Source organism: Brevundimonas sp. (genome assembly GCF_036676055.1).
GTDB lineage: Bacteria > Pseudomonadota > Alphaproteobacteria > Caulobacterales > Caulobacteraceae > Brevundimonas.
This window is the reverse complement of the sequence record NZ_JAKFDS010000016.1, coordinates 145,035-162,879: the sequence shown is the minus strand read 5'-3', so window position 1 is coordinate 162,879 and position 17,845 is coordinate 145,035. Positions and strand designations below refer to the sequence as shown.

The window sequence follows — 17,845 nt, the reverse complement described above, 5'->3', positions numbered from 1 at the left end:
GAGACTGGGCCGTTCCGGGCGACCGGAGCGGCCTTTTTCGTGTTGAGGGCCATCGCAAGCGGCCACTTTTGGTTACGGCCGGCGTGAAACATCTGGACGGGACCGTTTGCGGATGAAACCGTTTACGCAATCGCCGTGCGCATCGGACGCGCGGCCACCCCGGGGAGAAAGATGACCGAAACCCAAGCACCGGCGCGTCAGGGCACGAGCCTCGCCTTCGCCTATGTGACCACCCTGTTCTTCGCATGGGGCTTCGTCACCTCGCTGATAGGGCCGCTGATCGCCGCCGTCCGGCGGGTGTTCGAGCTCAGCTACGCCGAGGCGACGTTGACGACCTCCGCGTGGTTTATCGCCTATGGCGTCGCCTCGATCCCGGCCGCCGCGATTCTGGGGCGGCTCGGATACAGCAAGGCCATCATCGTGGCGCTGGTGACGATGGTCGCCGGCTGCCTGATCGTGCCGATCGCCACCATTGTGGATTGGTATCCGGGCGTGCTGATCGCCCTGTTCGTGATCGCCTCGGGCGTGACCCTGCTGCAGGTCGGCGCCAACCCCCTGGTGGCGGCGTTGGGCCGTCGCGAGAGCTCGCACGCCCGCCTGAATTTCTCGCAGTTCTTCAACTCGCTCGGGACCACGCTTGGACCCCTGATCGCGGCGCCGATCCTGCTGACCGGGGGCGTGTTCGCCGCCGACGCCATCATCACCGACCCGGCCACGCGGGCCGAGTCGCTCCGCAGCATCGACTTCGCCTTCCTCGCGGTCGGGGCCTTCTTCGCGGTCGTGGCGGCCTTCATCTTCACCGCCCGCAAGACGATCAACGCCGCGGCTCCGGCTCCGACCGCAGAGGACCGGATGTCGCCCCTGGTCGCGCTGAAATCGCCCTGGGCGGTGTTCGGCGCCCTCGCGATCTTCTTCTACGTCGGCTCCGAAGTGACCATCGGCGACCTGCTGACCAACTTCCTGCACAGCCCCGAGATCCTGGACATCCCGCTCGTCGCGGCGGGCAGCATGGTGTCCTGGTACTGGGGTGGGGCCATGACGGGCCGGCTGGTCGGCGGCCTGCTGATGCTGACCAGGGTCCGCGCCACCACCATCCTGATCGTCAACACGATCGTGGCCGCAAGCCTGTGCCTGGTCGTGACCCAGACGTCGGGGTCCACGGCCGCCTATGCGGCGATCGCCGTCGGCTTCTTCAACTCGATCATGTTCCCGACCATCTTCACCCTGACGCTCGAGCGCTCCACCGCCCCGATCCCGGCCACGTCGGGACTGCTGGTGTTCGGCATCATCGGCGGGGCCGTGCTGCCCCTGATCGCGGGCCGTATCGGCGACGTCTCGGCCACGCTCAACCCGGTCTTCTATGTGCCGCTCGTGGGGTATCTGCTGCTGGTCGGCTTCGCCATCGCGGCCTCGCGGGCGAAATCAAGGCATGCGGACGTGTCGGCGGCGCCCGGCGGGCACTGATCCCGACTGGACGAAGAAGAGCAAGGGCCGTCGGGGCATCCCCGGCGGCCCTTGTGCGTTTCGAAGGGTCAGCCATCATCGGGTGGAGCGGCGGGAGCCTGACAGTATGCGTGCATGGGTGTTGGGTGTTCTTCTGGCCCTGATCGCCGGCCAGGCCTGGGCCGAGGTGACGGTGACATTCTACGCTCACCCTGGTGCGCGGATCCGCGGCGGGGACCTGCTGTTCCCCCACGCCTATGTGCATGCGGAAGGGACGGTTGACGCCACGGGGGAGGCGGTCGACTGGTCGGCGGGCTTCACGGCCAAGAGTCCCGGGCCTCACCTGTTGTTCGCCCGCGGCGGCGGCGTGGTGGCCAGCCCGGACGCCCGCTACATCGACGAGGGCAAGCCGTTCCTGAAGCTCACGGTCGACGACGCCACCTGGCATGCGCTGAAGACCCGCGCCGACTGGTGGAATAGCCCCGACGGCTCGGTCTACGATCTGAGACAGCGCAACTGCATCACCTTCGTCGCCGACCTCGCCCGGGTGGCGGGGCTGCGAACCGCGCCCGAACCGTCAATGAAACCCGGGACCTTCCTGGAAGCCACGGCGGCGCTGAATCCCGAGGCGGCCTGGCGGGAGGAGTCCTTGCCGCCGAGCGCGGCGCCGCCGCCTGCGGTGGTGATCGCGCCCTCCGCCGAACCTGGCCGCGTGGGCGTCTCCGGCGGCGGCTTCTGAAACCGGGTCCGGTCCGTGTCCGGCCCCCCAGGCGGACGACGGCGTCGATGGGCGGAGGGTGCACCAGCTGTTAGGATCGCGTCGGCAAGATATGGCGGTTGACCTCCAGCGGGGGCGGGGTGTCAGAAGGCCAGTCGACAGGGGGAGCCATGGCGATCTATCCGGTGATCCTGTGCGGCGGCGCCGGCACGCGGCTGTGGCCGGCGTCGCGGGACCAGAGGCCGAAGCAGTTTCTCAGCCTCGCGGGCGACCTGTCGCTGTTTCAGGAAACCCTGGCGCGCGTGGCGCCGCTGACGGGGGCTGACGGCCGGATCGTCGTGGTCGCGGGTCGCGATCACGCCGCCTCGATCCGGGAACAGCTGGGCGAGGCCGCAGCCGTGCTGCTGGTCGAGCCCGCGGGCCGGGATTCGGCGCCGGCCATGGCGGCTGCGGCGGAGTGGATCGCCCGGCGTGACCCCGAGGGCGTGGCCCTGTTCGTGGCGTCCGACCACCACATCCCCGACGCCGAGGGCTTCCGGGCGTCGGTCATGGAGGGGGCGAAGGCGGCCGAAGGGGGGCGGATCGTCACCTTCGGCGTTCGACCCAGCGACCCGTCGTCCGCCTATGGCTACATCCAGCCTGAGGGGCCCGGCCTGGCCCGGGTCAAACGCTTCGTCGAAAAGCCGGACCGGTCCCGCGCGGAAGCCTATGTCGCCGCCGGCTATCTGTGGAACAGCGGCAATTTCGTGGTCCGCGCGGACGTCCTGCTGGCGGAACTGGAGCGATACGCCCCCGAGGTGGTGGACGCCGCCCGGGCCGCCCTCCCCGGGGAGACGGGAGCCACCATCGCCCTGACCGAGGCCTTCGGCGCGGCGCCCAGGGTTTCGATCGACTATGCGGTGCTTGAGAAGAGCGATCGCGTCTCGGTGCTTCCGGTCGACTTCGGCTGGTCGGATCTGGGGGCTTGGGACGCCGTGGCGGCGACCGGCGGCGCGGGTCGCGGTTTGTGGATCGGCGGCGACGGCGACGGGGCCAATCTTGTCCGCGCGGCTGAAGGGATGGTCATCGCCACCGCCGGGGTGAGCGATCTGGCCATCATCGCCGAACCCGATGCGGTCCTGGTCTGCCACCTCAGCCGCTCCCAGGAGGTCAAGGGCCTGGTCGAACGGCTGCGCAAGCTCTCGCCGGCCCACGTGCGGGGCGGACCCCTGGCGCTGGAGCCGCTCGACGACCTCGCTCGGACCCTTGATCGGTGGATGCGCTTCAACGCCCTGCCGCTGTGGGCGACCGTGGGGGTGGCGGAAGACGGGGGCTTTCACGAGGCCATCGACGGCGACGGCCTTCCGGTCGGCGACTTCCGCCGGGCCCGGGTGCAGGCGCGGCAGGCCTGGGTCTACAGCATCGCCGGACAGGCCGGCTGGGCGGGGCCCTGGCGGCGACTGGTCGAGGACAGTCTTGGACGGTTCGAAGCGACCAATCGCCGTCCGGATGGACTGTACCGCACGCGGGTGTCGGCCGCGGGCGGGGTGTTGGACGACACGGCCTCGCTGTATGACCAGGCCTTCGTTCTGCTGGCCCTCGCGGCCGCCGCGCAGGCGGGGGTGCGGCCGGAGCAGATGAAGGCGCGGGCGCAAGACCTGCGCCGGGCCCTGGCGGGACTGGCCCTTCCGGAGGGCGGCTGGCGCGAGGACGCCGGCCATCCGCATCAGGCCAATGCCCACATGCATCTGCTGGAAGCCTGCCTTGCCTGGGAGGCGCTGGAGCCGGCCGCAGAATGGTCGGAGATGGCCGACGCCATCGTCGGTCTCGCCCGCCGGGCCTTCATCGATCCCGAGGGCGGCTTCCTGCGCGAGTTCTTCGACGCCGACTGGCGGCCGGCCTCCGGGGATGCGGGACGGCTGGTGGAGCCGGGTCACCAGTTCGAATGGGCCTGGCTGCTGACCCGCTGGGCGCGCGCGAGGGGTGACGACTGGGGGGCGGGAGCGGCGCGCCGCCTGTATGAGTCAGGTCTGCGCGGGATCGACGGCCTGCGAGGCGTCGCGATCGATGAACTGGATGACCGGCTGGCGCTTCGTTCCGCCCGGGCCCGGCTCTGGCCGCAGACCGAACGGCTGAAGGCGGCGCTGATCCTCGGAGACGTCGCGCCGCCCGACCACGCCGTGCGGGCGCTGAAGGGCCTGCAGCTCTATCTGGAGCCCACAGGGCTGTGGCGCGACAAGCAGGAGCCGGACGGCGGATTCATCGAGGAGCCGGCGCCGGCGAGTTCGCTGTACCATATCGCGGCGGCGTGGCTTCAGCTGCGGGACAGCACGGGCGGTCGCTAGCCGGTTTCACCGGCGATCCACCGGTCCATCAGGGCAGGAGTTCGCCGCCGGCGCGCCGTCTCGCTTCGATCTCGTGCTGGACCGTCTCCAGGGCCGCGGCCCGTGCGCCCGCCGAGGCGTGGCCGATCTGCGGAAAACGCACCCGCCAGTTCGATGCTCCGAACCGGCGCCAGAAGGGCGCCGCGACGGTCGGATCGTAGCCGGCGCGCGCGGCGAGATAGAGCCCCACCCGGTCCGCCTGCTGCTCCGCGCCGCCGCTTCCGCCTTCGGCCCGCCAGGCGCCGTCATTGGCGCGCCGGGCCACGCCGCCCCGGTCATTCCATGGCCGGTGGCGGAGGACGTGGTGGGCCAGTTCGTGGCCGAGGATCACCGCCAGTTCGTCGTCGCTCTGTGCAAACCCGGCCAGGGCCGTGCTGATGAACAGTCGGCGGCCGTCGGCGCGGGCGTTGAGTTCGTCGGAAGGGTCGAGCTGAACCTCATAGCCGCAGGCGCGGCGGGGCTGGACGGCGAGGTCGAGCCTGTCGTGCCCGCGCTGCACCGTGAATGTCGCCGCGCCCTGCGCCAAGGCTGCGTCGATGGCCCGGATATTGGCCTCCAGCCCTTCCCATTCCGCGGGCCCTGTCGCTTCGCCGGCGGAAAGCGGTGCGCCCGCCACGGCCAGCAGGACGTCTCCGGTGCGGAAGCCGGCCGTATCGGCGGGAGAGCCGGAAGGCGCTGCGATGACGCCCGGCAGATCCCCGCGAAGGCCGAACCGGGCTTCCGCGTGGGGGCGCAGGGCGGGGCTGTACTGTCGCGCCGAATGCAGGGCCCAGCCGGCTGACAGCCGCACTGTCGGGCACAGGGCGGCGTTGGCCTCCGACAGGCTCCACGCCACCCGGGCGACCCGCTGATCGAGGTCGGTCAGGGCCGCAAGCCGAAGGGCCTCATCCGACTCCAGGGGTTCGAGCGTGGAGGGGGCGGGCGTCGGGCTGCAGGCGACGGTCGCCGCGGCGATCGCCAGCGCGACGACCAAGCGGCGAGAGAGCGGACGGCCTGAAGTCATGCGGCCAACAACACCATCTGCCGGCCGAAAACAACGCGATCGCCGCGGATGACTTTCAGCCGCTCCTTTTTTCGGTTCCTTAACGGGCGCTAATCACGCTGCAGGAACGCGGGGCGTGGAACGGATCGATGAAGCTGGACGGCAAGCGCATACTGGTCACCGGCGCCGATGGCTTCATCGGCTCCCACCTGACCGAACGGCTGGTAAGCCGGGGTTGCGAGGTGCGCGCCTTCGTCCAGTACAACAGCCTGGGGTCATGGGGCTGGCTGGATGACAGTCCGCCGGACATCCGCAGGGATCTGGACGTCTTCGCCGGCGACATTCGCGATCCGCACGGCGTGCGCACCGCGATGACGGGGTGCGACGTTGTCCTGCACCTGGCCGCCCTGATCGCCATTCCCTACAGCTACCATTCGCCCCAGACCTATGTTGAGACCAATGTCCTCGGCACGCTGAATGTCGTGCAGGCGGCGCGGGACCTGGGTGTCGAGCGCGTCGTCCACACCTCGACCAGCGAGGTCTATGGCACCGCGCGGTTCGTGCCGATGACCGAAGCGCATCCCCTGCAGGGGCAGTCGCCCTATTCGGCTTCCAAGATCGGCGCCGACCAGATCGCCCTCAGCTTCCACGCCGCCTTCGGCACGCCGGTGACCGTGATTCGGCCGTTCAACACCTACGGCCCGCGCCAGTCCGCCCGGGCGGTGATCCCGACCGTGATCAGCCAGATCGCCGCCGGCGCCCGCGAGATCAAGCTGGGCGCGGTGCATCCGACGCGTGACTTCACCTTCGTGGCCGACACGGTCCGCGCCTTCGAGGCGCTGGCCGAATGTGACGCGGCGGTCGGGCAGACCGTCAACGCCGGCAGCGAGTTCGAGATTTCGATCGGCGACACGGCGCGGACCATCATCGAGTTGACGGGCCGGGACGTGGTCATCACCACCGACGATCAGCGCCTCCGCCCGGAGGCCAGCGAAGTCGAGCGGCTGTGGGCCGACACGGGACTGATGCGGTCGCTCACCGGCTGGACGCCCGGGTACGGCGGCGGCGAGGGCTTCCGCCGCGGGCTTCGGGAGACAATCGACTGGTTCAGCGATCCGGCGAACCTGGGCCGCTACAAGACCGATCGGTACGTTCTGTGAGCCCGGCGAGGCTCACAGCGGTCGGGATCTTTGACCGCCGCGCCGCGACGGCCGCCGCATGACCGCTCGCCGCCGCATCTGCGTGATCACGGGCAGCCGGGCCGAGTACGGCCTGCTGCAGTGGGTGATGCACGAAATCCGCGCCGCATCCGACCTCGAGCTGCAGCTGGTCGTCACGGGGACACATCTCGAACCGCGCTTCGGCCTGACCGTAGAGCAGATCGAAGCCGAGGGCTTCGCGATCGACGCACGGGTCCCGCTCGGTCTCGGCGGCGACTCCCCCGACGATGTCGTCCGGGCGATGGCGGCCTGTCTGGTCGGGGTGTCGGACGCCCTCCGGCGCCTGTCGCCCGACATCGTCCTGGTGCTGGGAGACCGGTATGAAATCCTTGCGGCGGCCGAGGCGGCGCTGATCCAGGGCGTGCCTGTGGCCCACATCGCCGGCGGCGATGTCACCGAAGGCGCGTTCGACGAATCGATCCGGCACGCCCTGACGAAGCTGGCCCACATCCACCTCACCACGAATGCGCCGGCGGCCGCGCGCGTCATACAGATGGGCGAGGATCCGGCCCGGGTGCATGTGGTTGGCAGCCCCGGCCTCGACCACCTGCGTCGCATGCCCTTGCTGAAGGGCGCGGCGCTCGCGGAGGCCCTCGGCGCCCCACCGGGCGCCCGGAACGTGCTGGTCACCTATCATCCCGTGACTCTCGACGCAGACCGCGGCCTGGGCGGGTTCGATGCCCTGCTGGCGGCGCTGGACGCCCTCGGCCCGGAGGTGACCAAATGGATCACTCGGCCGAACGCCGATCCCGGCGGTGTCGCGATCGAGGCCCGACTGGATCGCTGGGCGACCGGGCGAGCGGACGTCCATCTGTTCACCTCTCTCGGGCAGCTGCGCTATCTTTCGCTGATGGCGCAGGTCGATGCGGTGGTCGGAAATTCCTCAAGCGGCCTGTATGAGGCGCCAGCGCTGGGCGTGCCCACGGTCGACATCGGGGACCGGCAGAAGGGCCGGCTCTCCGCCCCGTCGGTGATACGCTGCGCACCCGGGGCGCGCGCCATTGAAGACGCGATCCGGCGAGCCTTCCTGACAGACGACCGCACGCCGTGCAGCCCCTATGGCGATGGCCGCAGCGCCGGGCGGATCGTGGAGGTCCTGCGCGCCGCGCCGCCTCGCGAGAGCCTGCTGATCAAGCATTTCCACGGGCCAGCCTCATGAGTCGACCGGTCTTCATCATCGCCGAGGCCGGGGTCAACCATGACGGCTCCGTGGCCGACGCCTTGCGTATGGTCGACGTCGCCGCGGAGGCCGGGGCGGACGCGGTCAAATTCCAGACCTTCGATTCCACGCTGTTGGCGACCCGGCGGGCCGGAAAGGCGGCCTATCAGGTACGGAACACCGGGGCGGACGACGGCCAGCTGGCGATGTTGAGGTCGCTCGAGCTGGACCGGGACGCGCACCGGGCGCTGGCCGCCCGCGCGGCCGAACGGGGCCTCCGGTTCATGTCGACAGCGTTCGACCTCGACAGTCTGGGCTTTCTCGCCACGCTCGACATGCCGGCGGTCAAGATTCCGTCGGGCGACCTGACGTGGGCCGCGATGTTGCTGCGCGCGGCGCGGATCGGACGCCCGCTGATCGTCTCGACCGGCATGGCGACGCTGGATGAAATCCGTCAGGCCCTGGCGGTGATCGCGTTCGGCCTGACGCGAGAGGGCGTTCCGTCGAGCCCGGCGGAGGTCGAGGCGGCGTTTGACGACGCCCGGGCTCGCGTCCTGCTGCGGGACCGGGTCACCCTCCTGCACTGCACGACCGAATACCCCGCCTCTCTGGCCGCGGTGAATCTGCGGGCCATGGACGTCATGGCCGAGACCTTCGGCCTGCCGGTCGGCTATTCCGATCACACCCTCGGCGCCACCGTGGCGATCGCCGCCGCGGCGCGGGGCGCGGCGGTCATCGAAAAGCATTTCACCCTCGACAGGACACGCCCCGGGCCGGACCACGCCGCCTCCCTCGAGCCGGATGAACTGGGTGCGATGGTCGCGGCCATCCGTGATGTGGAGACGGCGCTGGGCCGCCCGCGCAAGGAACCGGCTCCCGAGGAGATCGGCAACCGCGCGATCGCGCGGCGCAGCCTCGTCGCCGCCCGGCCGATCAGCGCCGGCGAAGCCTTCAGCCTCGAAAACCTCACCGCCAAGAGACCGGCGGACGGTCTCTCTCCGATGGCGATCTGGACGTTGCTCGGGCGAACATCCGCCCGGAACTATGCCGAGGACGAGGCGATCGAACCATGAACGATCGCCCCCCACAGACAGGCGCCGCGCCCGGGCGGCCGGGCGGCGGGTCGCGCTTCAGGTTTCCGGTCATGTTGAGGACAGAGCGATGAAGGATTGGGTGAAAGCCGTCATCCCGCCGGAGGCGACATTCCGCGACGCGCTGGTGTCGATCGATGCGACCGGCGCCGGCATGGCGCTGATCGCTGACGGTGAACGGCGGCTGCTGGGCGTTCTGACCGATGGCGACCTGCGCCGGGCCCTGATCCGCGGCGCCGGGCTGGAGGATGCGGCGCTCACGGGGGCCAATCGGGAGCCCTTCTGCATCGACCAGCACCAGGATCGCGCGGCGACCCTCGCCATGCTGCGCGCCCACGGCCTGCGTCAGCTGCCCGTGCTTGACGCCGGCCGCCGGGTGGTCGGCCTGACCACGGTGTCGGACTTCCTCAACATCCCCGTGCGCCGAAATCCGGTGATCATCATGGCCGGCGGCAAGGGCGAACGGCTGGCCGAGCTGACCCGCGATACGCCCAAGCCCATGCTCAGGGTCGGCCCCCGGCCGATCCTCGACACCATCGTCGGCAATCTGGCGGGGCAGGGGTTCCGCAATTTCTGGCTCGCCGTGAACTACAAGGCCGAGCAGATCGAGCGCCATTTCGGGGATGGCTCCGCTCTGGGCCTGGACATCCGCTACCTGCGCGAGACGAAGCCGCTGGGCACCTGCGGGGCGCTCGCGCTGCTGCCGCCACAGGATGTCCCCGTCGTGGTGACCAATGGCGACGTTCTGGCCAAGGTGGACTACGGCCATGTGCTGGAGTCCCACCTTGAGGTCGAGGCGGACGCGACCGTGGTGGTCCGTGACTACGAGATGCAGGTTCCCTTCGGCGTGGTGAACGCCGAGGCGGGGCAGATCCTCCGGATCGATGAGAAGCCGACCCGGCGCTACACGATCAGCGCCGGAGCCTATGTGCTGTCGCCTGCCGCCCTGCGGTTGGTCCCCGCGGACACATATCACGACATGCCCGCGCTGATCGCCGACATGATCGCGGCTGGAATGAACGTCCGGGAGCAGCCTGCGGAGGGGTATTGGATAGACATCGGGCGCCCGCCGGACTATGCGCAGGCCAACGCCGACTTTGGCGAGATGTTTGAAGGCTGACAGTCGCCTGGCGACCCGGGACCTGTTTGCGGCCTTGGTCTCGCCATATGGCGCATCAATCTCCATTGCCCATGCTCACCAAGCTCTTCGGACGCCCCAGAACGACCCCTGCACCCAGCCGCCCGGAGATTCCCTCGGGAGTACGGGTTTGGGCGATCGGCGACATCCATGGCCGGCTGGACCTGCTTGAGCCGCTGGTGGCCGCCGTCCGTTCCGATCTCGAAGCCTCCGGTGCGACCCGCAAGGTCTGCATCTTCCTCGGCGACTATATCGATCGCGGCCCGGCCTCCTGCGAGGTCATCCGGTTCCTGACCGGTCTCGACCGCGCGGGGCCGATCGAGTGGCGGTTCCTGAAGGGCAACCACGAGGAGACCATGCTGGATTTCCTCGACGACCCGTCGGTCGGACCGGCGTGGTGCACCTATGGCGGGGACACGACGTTGCGGTCGTATGGATTGCGTCCGCCCGCGGTCAAGCATGTGGCCGGCGGATGGGCCAGCCTGTCGCAAGACCTGGCGCACAAGCTCCTGCCGGGAGAACAGGCGTTCCTGGAGGGGCTTGAGCTGAGCGTCGAGATCGGCGGCTACTTCTTCGCCCATGCCGGCGCGCGCCCTGGGGTGCCGTTGCTGAAGCAGAGGCCGCACGACCTGATGTGGATCCGCCGAACGTTTCTGGACAGCGACGTTCCCTTCGAAAGAATCGTGGTTCACGGCCACACGCCGACCAGCGACGTCCACGTCGATGCCCGTCGGGTCGGTATCGACACCAAGGCCTATGAGTCCGGGATGCTGACGGCGCTGGGTCTGTGGAAAGGGGAGCGCCGGCTGCTCAAGGCCGTTGAGACGCCCGAGGGAGTGGCCATCCGCCCGGAAGGCCTGGCCTGATCTAGGCTTCCTGCAGGCGCCGACGCCGTGGCCTGACGCCGATCGGACTTTCGAGGATCGCGCAGCAAATGGCGAACATCACTGCGATGGTTTCCGTGCGCAGCGGGTAGTCGACGAAGGAATGCAGCACCACGACCAGGACGGCGACGCTCGCGGCGCGCTGCAGGCCCGCATCCGCGTTCTCTCCGGCCCGCCAGGCCCGGACTGTCCGCCGGGCGAACCAGACCAGGAAGGCCCCGATCAAAAGCGCGCCCGGCCATCCGGCCTCAAGCCATGTCTCAAGATATTCGTTGTGCGCGTGGTTCAGGAAGGTGGGGTCGACGAATTCCAGAGGCTCGTGGGCGCGATAGACGGCGTCAAACGAACCGAGACCGGATCCCAGCGGCTGATATCCGCCCGCCGTTTCGGCGACCACAGGCCAGGTCTCCAGCCGGCTCTGGGTCGAGGCGGTGGCGCCCTCGAACCGCTGAAGCACGCGCTGGCCTCCGAAATAGGCCGCCCCGCCCAGGATGGCGAGGATGACCGCGCCGGCGACGAACCGCTTCCAGCTCAGACCGCGGCCGGCGGCCAGCCAGGCCCCAACGCCGCCGAGGACGAAGGCCGGGGCCGCCAGAACGATCCCCGCTCTTGACCGGATGGCGATCAGCGCGAAGAGGGCGAGAACCAGGAAGACGCCACAGGTCCAGATGACAAGCCGGTCCGCCGGTCGCCGCCGCCGGGCGGCTGATCCGAGGAAGACTGCGGCGAAGGGCACGGTCATCAGGCACAGGGTGGCCAGGTGGTTCCGGTTTGCGAAGAAGCCGACCACGTCGCCCGCAGCCGTTGTGGCGTAGGGATAGAGCCAGCGCCCTCCGGCCATCTGGGCCGCGCCCAGAACGAGGCTGATCGCCGTCAGGCCGATCGCCAGGCCCATCAAACGGCTGCGGTCCTCCGCCGGCATCAGCGTCAGGCCGAAGAAGGCTGCGGCCGGGGGGATAAGCGCGAGGAACGCCCGCCAGGTAAGCTCTGGTGTGAGCGAGATCGGGGCCCAGGGAACCCCCAGCCCGGCCAGCGAAAGGGCGAGATTGGGGTCTTCCCGTCCAGGCAGGTTGGTCCAGATGCCGGGAGGCAGAGGCGCCAGATGTATCAGCGGAAGGGCCGCCGTCGCCAGGAACAGGCCGAACGCAAATCGGTGTTCCGCCCAAGGACGGCGTTCCAATGCAGTGATCGCGAACATGGCGAGCACCGGAAGAGCAGCAAGCTCAAGCAGGGCGAGGCGAAGAGCGTTCTCCCGGCTGGCGCCGCCCAAAACAATTGAAAGAGCCAGCAAAATGACCATGGCCAAAACCATGACATTCCACTGGCCCAATCCTGACTTGAAATCAGCTTTCACGGCGAACCGTAAAAGGACTATTCGTTCAGATCAGTCGCTTTCCGAGTCGTCATCCGAAGCGACCACAACGGTGGCCACGATGACAGCTGCGCCGATCAGCAGCACGGGGAGCGGAATCCCGGCGAACTCTTCAGCAGCGTCGGCGCGAGCGCCAACACGATCGCCAACACGGTTCACCGCGGTGGCGGAACCAGCGGCAGCCGCTTGGCCGGCCACGAGCAGCAGACCTGCCGTCACAGCGGCGATTGTCTTACGCATGCGTTGTCCCCTTTATTTCAGTGCACTAATTTATGGTCGCAAGCGACCGGTACCGAGACTGCAAATACTCACTAACTGCCCATGATGCAACCCGAAAAGGGTTGCCGGAAGACCGGGCGCCGGAGCGGCGTGGCCTCGCAGATGACCTCCCGGGAGAGGTTCAGTCGGCCCGGGAGAGCCTCAGGTCGTCCGTCCAGGCCACAGCGGTCGTGCGTCTGTCGCCCGGTCTGGTCACGAGGCGCAACCATTGTCCGGTGCAGCGAGCGGCCGGCACCACGACCGTTCTGTCAAACGAGAACCAGGCCCGCTCCTCGTTTTCCGCGGGCGCCACGACGGGGTGATCCATCAGGACTTCGGTCGATTCTACGCAAGCGAGGGTCCAGGCGAGGGGGAGGACGCCTGAGCCCTCCTGCACCCGGATGCGGCCCTGCAGTCTGTAGCGCCCCGGCTCAAGCAGCAGGAGTTGGTAGCCGACCTCGTTTCGGTCCAGGCCGCGAAACTGCACCCGGAGGGCCTGGTTGTTGTTGTCGGTCTCGTCGGCTGTGATGTCTGCGGTCAGGCCGGGCGCCGGGGCCATGACCCACGCAAACGGCGCGGGCGCCGGCGGTCCGGAGAAGCTCCCGTCCTGAATGAGCCTGTCCAGAGGCGGGCGTCCCAGCTGGCTGCGCAGGTATTTCAGGCCGGCGGTTCGGCCTTCGCCCGCCCAGTTCAGATAGAGATGGGCCAGCTCGGTATCGTTGAATCGACCCTCGCCGGAGCGAAGCGAGAGGGCGAGGGAGCCGAGGAGGGTGTCGCCCTCGGGGATCCCATACAGGTGTTCAAGGAAGGTGTCCCGCCACGGGGGCATACGCGCCAGCAGGCCGGCCAGGGCCGTAAGTCCCCGGGGGCTGCTTTCCGCGGCGACCACGAACAGCCGGAAAAGCTGGGGGTTCAGGTCTGGCCGGCGTCGGGCGAGGGTGTCCGCATGGGCGAAGGCGGAAGCGAAATCCCCTTGCCTCAGCCGATACTCAACGAGCCAGGCGTGGGCCGGGTCGTCCCGCAGACTCCAGTTCCCGGCGAGGGTGAGCAACTCATCGGCACGCCGGTTGTCATTGGTCCGGGCGTAGGTAAGGCCGAGGACCCGCAGCGCGCGCGCGCTGAACGGGTCCCGGGCGAGCGAATCGGCGGCGAGGCTTCTGGCGTTTTCTATCCGGCCGGCGGCCAGTTCCTCCTCGGCCGCCCGGCGAAGCACGAGCGGCGAGGTCGGAGACAGGCGGATAGCCATCGCGGCCGGGGCGCGGTCCTCGATCGGGATCCGCACCACTTGCCAGGCCAACACTACGGCGGCGATCACGACGCCGTACCGGGGAAGCTCCCCGACCAGCGACGAGGCCCGCTCCTTCCGGCTACCCTGACTGCGAGTGCGGGCCACTAGACCTTACCGTTCTTGCCCTTGCCGCCCTTCGAGGACCGGCTCGGTCCATATTCGTAGTCATACGCGTAATTGTAGTCGCCGTACTGGGTCGAACGGACGTCGAGCTTGGTCAGAACGGCGCCGAGCAGACGGTTGTCGCCGATCAGGAGCCGCTTGAGAGCGCCGCGCGCCTGACCGCGTCGCGTGGTCTTGGACTCGAGCACGAAGATCACACCCGCGACCATCGAGCCCAGCATCGGGCTGTCGGCCAGACCCAGGACCGGCGGGCCGTCGATAACGATGTGATCGAACTCCGCCCCCGCCTCGGCGAGCAGGCGGCGCATACGGTCGCTGCCCCAAAGTTCCGCGGGGTTGGGCGGCAACGGGCCGCAAGGAATGAACCACAGGTTCTTCTGGCGGGTTTCGCGGGCCACCTCGCCCAACTCGGCGGCGCCCGACAGCAGGTTGCTCATCCCCGCGACGTTCTCAACACCGACGATGCGGTGCATCGAGGGATTGCGCAGGTCGCCATCGGCCAGCAGGACCCGCTTGCCCACGCGGGCGAGGTTGAGCGCCACCGCATAGGCCGTTGTGGACTTGCCTTCGCCCGGGCGCGAACTGGTGATCAGCATGGTCGCGGGCGAACCGTCCGGGGTCGAGAACTGCAGCGCCGTCCGGAGCGAGTAATAGGCCTCGGAGAAGGGCGAGCGGATGTCGGCCAGGGCTTCGCCGGTGGTCGTCCCGCGCGGGAGCAGGGGAATGACACCCAGAACCGGCACGCCCAGCTTGCTCTCGATGTCCTCAGGAGTGGCCAGGGATTCGTCGAGGGCCTCAAGGATCAGTGTGATGCCCAGACCAAGGGTGAGGCCAAGGAAGACGGCGAGCAGCACGTTCACAAACAGGCTGGGCTTGGACGGACCATCAGGCGCTTCGGCGACATCGACGATCGAGACGTTGTTCGTGGTCACGCCGCCCGTGATGCCGACTTCCTTGTAACGCTGCAGGAGGCCGTCATAGAGCTCGCGGTTGGTGTCCACCTCGCGCTGCAGGATGTTGTACTGGATCGTGCGCTCACGCAGGTTCAGGACGTCGCCCTTGAGTCCGTTCACGCGGCCCTGAAGCGCCGCCTCCTGGTTGGCGGCAACCTGAAACTGGTTGCGAATCGAGTTGCGAATGCCGTTCGCGATGCTGGCGATCTGCGCGTCGAGTTCGTCAACGCGCGCTTTCAGTTGCAGCATTTCGGGGAAGTCAGGCTTGTAGATGCTGAGCTTCTGTTCGTACTCGGCCTGAACCCGCGCGCGCTCTTCCGAGAGGCGCTGTATCGTGCCGTTTTCCAGGACTTCGGGAAGATTCATGATCGCCGACGACTGGGCCTGGCGCCACTTCTGCTCGGCGCCGATGCGAGCGGCGGTCGCCTCAGCGAGGGCGGAATTAAGGGCCGACAGATCGCTGGAGACCAGCGACTGGGGCTGGGAGCCGTCTTCACGGACTTCGCCGACGTTGATGATCTGTTGATTGGCCGCGTAGGCCACAAGCTGACGCTCGCTCTCTTCCAGACGGCTCTTGGTCTGGGCGAGGCGCTCCTCGAGGAAGTCCCGCGCATATTGGGACGACTCGAATTTGCGCTCGAGGTTGGCCTGGATGAAATTCTCGGCGAAGGCGTTCGCCAGACGCGCGGACAGGACCGGATCCGGGCTGTCAAAGCTGATCGCCACCAGGCGCGAGCCGCGGACGGGAGAGATGCTCAATCCGCCGGCGGCGAGTCCCACGGCGGCCTCGCGCCGCGCGGCGGCGTGCTGGGCGGCCGTCCCTTTCCGGACCGGAGGGGTCCCGCCCATCTGCTCGATGAACTCGTCCGAGGTCGCCAGACCCAGGGAGTCGACCACCCGCTCGGCCAGCGAAGTGCTGCGCAGCAGGCCGTACTGGGTTTCGAAGAACTCCTGGCTGGGGCCGATGTTGTCGCGCGGTCCCACGTCTTCCGACGCAAGAACCCGCGCAGCTTCGCGGTCGATCTGAATGGTGGTCGACGCGGTGTAGATCGGGGTCATCAGCAGGGTCGCGACCGTCGCCAGGACCACGGCCGCCAGGACCACGCCGATGATGAGGAAGCGGTGCTTGATGGCCATCCGCCAGTAGGCGGTCAGGTCGATGCCGAACTCCCCGCCCACGCCCTGCGCGGCCGGTCGACCGGCCGCGCCATCCCAATCCGAGGATACCGGGAGGCGGCCGCGAGACGCGAAACTATCACCGAGCATGAACGCCTAATCCATTTCTTCTGCGATGCCGTCCGCCACCGAAGGCGGAGACAAAACCTTGATCTTGCACGCCATCCTACCTTTGGACGGCGCGGGGTGCGTGAAAAGTCGGACGTCCAGCCTGGGGCCCCCCGCCCTTGTCGGGGGACATCGGCAGGCGGTCAAGGGGCCGGTGGCGGCGCCCCGCCGACCGACCTTTAGTAGTAGGCGAAGCTGGCCAGAGCCGGCAGGGCGGCAATGACTTCACGCATGGCCGAGTTCAGTCTGGAGGTGTCGACGATGATGGTGTCGTTGCCGATCACCTCAGGATCCGAATCCCGACCGGCGCGGATCGCGCCCAGATCGAAGACGGCGACCATGCGGCGTCCGTCGACCTCACGGAACACGGCGACGCTGTTGAGCGCCGCGACGCGGGTCGGGCCTTCCGCCATGGCCACGGCCTGCAGGAGGGTGGTGCGGCCCTGCATCTTGTAGACGCCGGGTTTCGTCACCGCGCCGTCCACTGTGATCTTCTGGCTGGCCGCCTCGGACACCGAAACGCTCACCTGGGGGTTCTGCAGGTACCTTTCGCCGAGACGGGACTCGATTTCCTGGGCCAGGCCCAGGGGCGTGCGGCCCTGCGCGCGGATCGAGCCGACCAGCGGCATCTGGATATCGCCGGCCGCATCGACGCGGATTTGTTCCGAGGAGAGGTCCGGAACCTGGAACACCATGATCCGGAGCAGGTCCGTCGCGCCGATGACATAGCTGTCATCGCGGTCCGTCGAGACCACCGCCTGCATCTCCCTGCCATCGACTAGGTCAGCAGCGGTCATCGAGCCCGCGTTCCGGTCTTTGCCGGAGCCGGCGCAGGCCATCAGGAACAGCGGAAGGAGCAGTGCGAGGGCAAATCGCATGGATGTCAGTACCTCGAAACCGGACGACGAAGCGGGAGCGCTCAGGCCGAGCCGTAATCATTTTCTGGATGAAGGCAGGGACTGGTTAGCAAGTCGTTTGTCAAGGCGGTGTTTCATCCCCCGCCGTCGGAAATGAGGCGCGAAGCGCATTCCTCAGGACCGTTGCGACCTCGGCCGGCGTATAGGTCGGAGGCACCGCTGACGGCCCCCAACTGGGCACCACATGCAGATGCAAATGAAACACGCTCTGGCCGGCCGCCCGTCCATTGGACTGGAGAAGGCGAACGCCTTCTGCGCCCAGGGCTTCACTCTGCGCCCTTGCGATCAGTCGCGCCGCCTCAAAGACCTCACGCCACGTGTCTGCGTCCACCTGCAGAAGGCCGGGCGCCCGCCGTCGCGGCACGATCAAAGCATGCCCTGGCGCGGTGGGCTGCGCGTCCAGGAAGGCGACGACGGCCCGGGTATCGTAGATTACGAAGGCCGGCTTCCGGCCTTCCATGATGTCGGTGAAGCGCCGATCCCCCGTCATTCGCCGTATCAGGCTGGGCAGGAGACGGATGGCCCTGGCGGCTGAATGGCGGAGATCGGACAAGTGCGCCTCGCGAAGGGAATGCCTGAATGGAGCTTGCGTCTGTCGCGGGACAAAGGTTGCGCTGCTTTTCCAGTTCCCGTAGGCCGACCCGCCGTTCGT

15 protein-coding genes are annotated in these 17,845 nt (G+C 68.4%); 8 read left to right on the top strand and 7 right to left on the bottom strand.

The genetic code is table 11. The features are described from left to right. The first annotated feature begins 171 nt into the window (after positions 1 to 171). From V6M45_RS03010 to V6M45_RS03000, 3 genes are all read left to right on the top strand, one after another. Positions 172 to 1,464, top strand: a complete 1,293-nt coding sequence (locus V6M45_RS03010; protein WP_332653907.1) for a sugar MFS transporter — start codon at positions 172 to 174, stop codon at positions 1,462 to 1,464. 106 nt (positions 1,465 to 1,570) lie between these two features. After that, positions 1,571 to 2,182, top strand: a complete 612-nt coding sequence (locus tag V6M45_RS03005) for a hypothetical protein (protein WP_332653906.1) — start codon at positions 1,571 to 1,573, stop codon at positions 2,180 to 2,182. 98 nt (positions 2,183 to 2,280) lie between these two features. After that, on the top strand, positions 2,281 to 4,485 hold the full coding sequence (locus V6M45_RS03000; protein WP_332653905.1) for an AGE family epimerase/isomerase: 2,205 nt from the start codon (positions 2,281 to 2,283) through the stop codon (positions 4,483 to 4,485). A 28-nt stretch (positions 4,486 to 4,513) separates the two neighbouring features. On the opposite strand, the gene V6M45_RS02995 is transcribed toward V6M45_RS03000, so the two are convergent. Continuing rightward, positions 4,514 to 5,527, bottom strand: coding sequence for a M48 family metalloprotease (locus V6M45_RS02995; protein ID WP_332653904.1), 1,014 nt, complete (start codon positions 5,525 to 5,527; stop codon positions 4,514 to 4,516). Between the two features lie 128 nt (positions 5,528 to 5,655). Here V6M45_RS02995 and V6M45_RS02990 point away from each other — a divergent pair, with 128 nt between their 5' ends. From V6M45_RS02990 to V6M45_RS02970, 5 genes are all read left to right on the top strand, one after another. Continuing rightward, positions 5,656 to 6,666 (top strand): NAD-dependent 4,6-dehydratase LegB, encoded by a 1,011-nt coding sequence (locus V6M45_RS02990; RefSeq protein ID WP_332653903.1) that lies wholly within the window; start codon positions 5,656 to 5,658, stop codon positions 6,664 to 6,666. A gap of 58 nt (positions 6,667 to 6,724) precedes the next feature. After that, positions 6,725 to 7,885 carry a UDP-N-acetylglucosamine 2-epimerase gene (gene neuC, locus V6M45_RS02985; protein ID WP_332653902.1) on the top strand — a complete coding sequence of 387 codons (1,161 nt, stop codon included), beginning with the start codon at positions 6,725 to 6,727 and terminating at the stop codon, positions 7,883 to 7,885. Continuing rightward, positions 7,882 to 8,958 (top strand): N-acetylneuraminate synthase, encoded by a 1,077-nt coding sequence (gene neuB, locus V6M45_RS02980; protein ID WP_332653900.1) that lies wholly within the window; start codon positions 7,882 to 7,884, stop codon positions 8,956 to 8,958. Before neuC ends, neuB begins: the two co-directional genes overlap by 4 nt. An 88-nt stretch (positions 8,959 to 9,046) precedes the next feature. Beyond that, complete coding sequence (locus V6M45_RS02975) at positions 9,047 to 10,096, top strand: nucleotidyltransferase family protein (protein ID WP_332653898.1); 1,050 nt, start codon at positions 9,047 to 9,049, stop codon at positions 10,094 to 10,096. Between the two features lie 71 nt (positions 10,097 to 10,167). Further along, positions 10,168 to 10,980 (top strand): metallophosphoesterase family protein, encoded by an 813-nt coding sequence (locus V6M45_RS02970; protein WP_332653897.1) that lies wholly within the window; start codon positions 10,168 to 10,170, stop codon positions 10,978 to 10,980. Position 10,981: 1 nt separating this feature from the next. Here the strand turns inward: V6M45_RS02970 and V6M45_RS02965 are convergent, their stop codons facing one another. From V6M45_RS02965 to V6M45_RS14310, 6 genes are all read right to left on the bottom strand, one after another. Next, positions 10,982 to 12,196 carry an O-antigen ligase family protein gene (locus V6M45_RS02965; RefSeq protein ID WP_332653896.1) on the bottom strand — a complete coding sequence of 405 codons (1,215 nt, stop codon included), beginning with the start codon at positions 12,194 to 12,196 and terminating at the stop codon, positions 10,982 to 10,984. Between the two features lie 186 nt (positions 12,197 to 12,382). Then, positions 12,383 to 12,610, bottom strand: coding sequence for a hypothetical protein (locus V6M45_RS02960; protein WP_332653895.1), 228 nt, complete (start codon positions 12,608 to 12,610; stop codon positions 12,383 to 12,385). A 160-nt stretch (positions 12,611 to 12,770) separates the two neighbouring features. Beyond that, positions 12,771 to 14,021, bottom strand: coding sequence for a tetratricopeptide repeat protein (locus V6M45_RS02955; RefSeq protein ID WP_332653894.1), 1,251 nt, complete (start codon positions 14,019 to 14,021; stop codon positions 12,771 to 12,773). After that, positions 14,021 to 16,171, bottom strand: coding sequence for a GumC family protein (locus V6M45_RS02950; RefSeq protein WP_332653893.1), 2,151 nt, complete (start codon positions 16,169 to 16,171; stop codon positions 14,021 to 14,023). The genes V6M45_RS02955 and V6M45_RS02950 overlap by 1 nt, the downstream gene beginning before the upstream one ends. A 284-nt stretch (positions 16,172 to 16,455) precedes the next feature. Further along, the gene (locus V6M45_RS02945; RefSeq protein ID WP_332653892.1) at positions 16,456 to 17,073 is read right to left on the bottom strand and encodes a polysaccharide biosynthesis/export family protein; all 618 of its coding nucleotides are present in this window, start codon (positions 17,071 to 17,073) and stop codon (positions 16,456 to 16,458) included. 181 nt (positions 17,074 to 17,254) lie between these two features. Next, a complete protein-coding gene (locus V6M45_RS14310) occupies positions 17,255 to 17,653 on the bottom strand; it encodes an HIT family protein (protein ID WP_442880524.1) in 399 nt (132 codons plus the stop codon). Between the last annotated feature and the right edge of the window lie 192 nt (positions 17,654 to 17,845).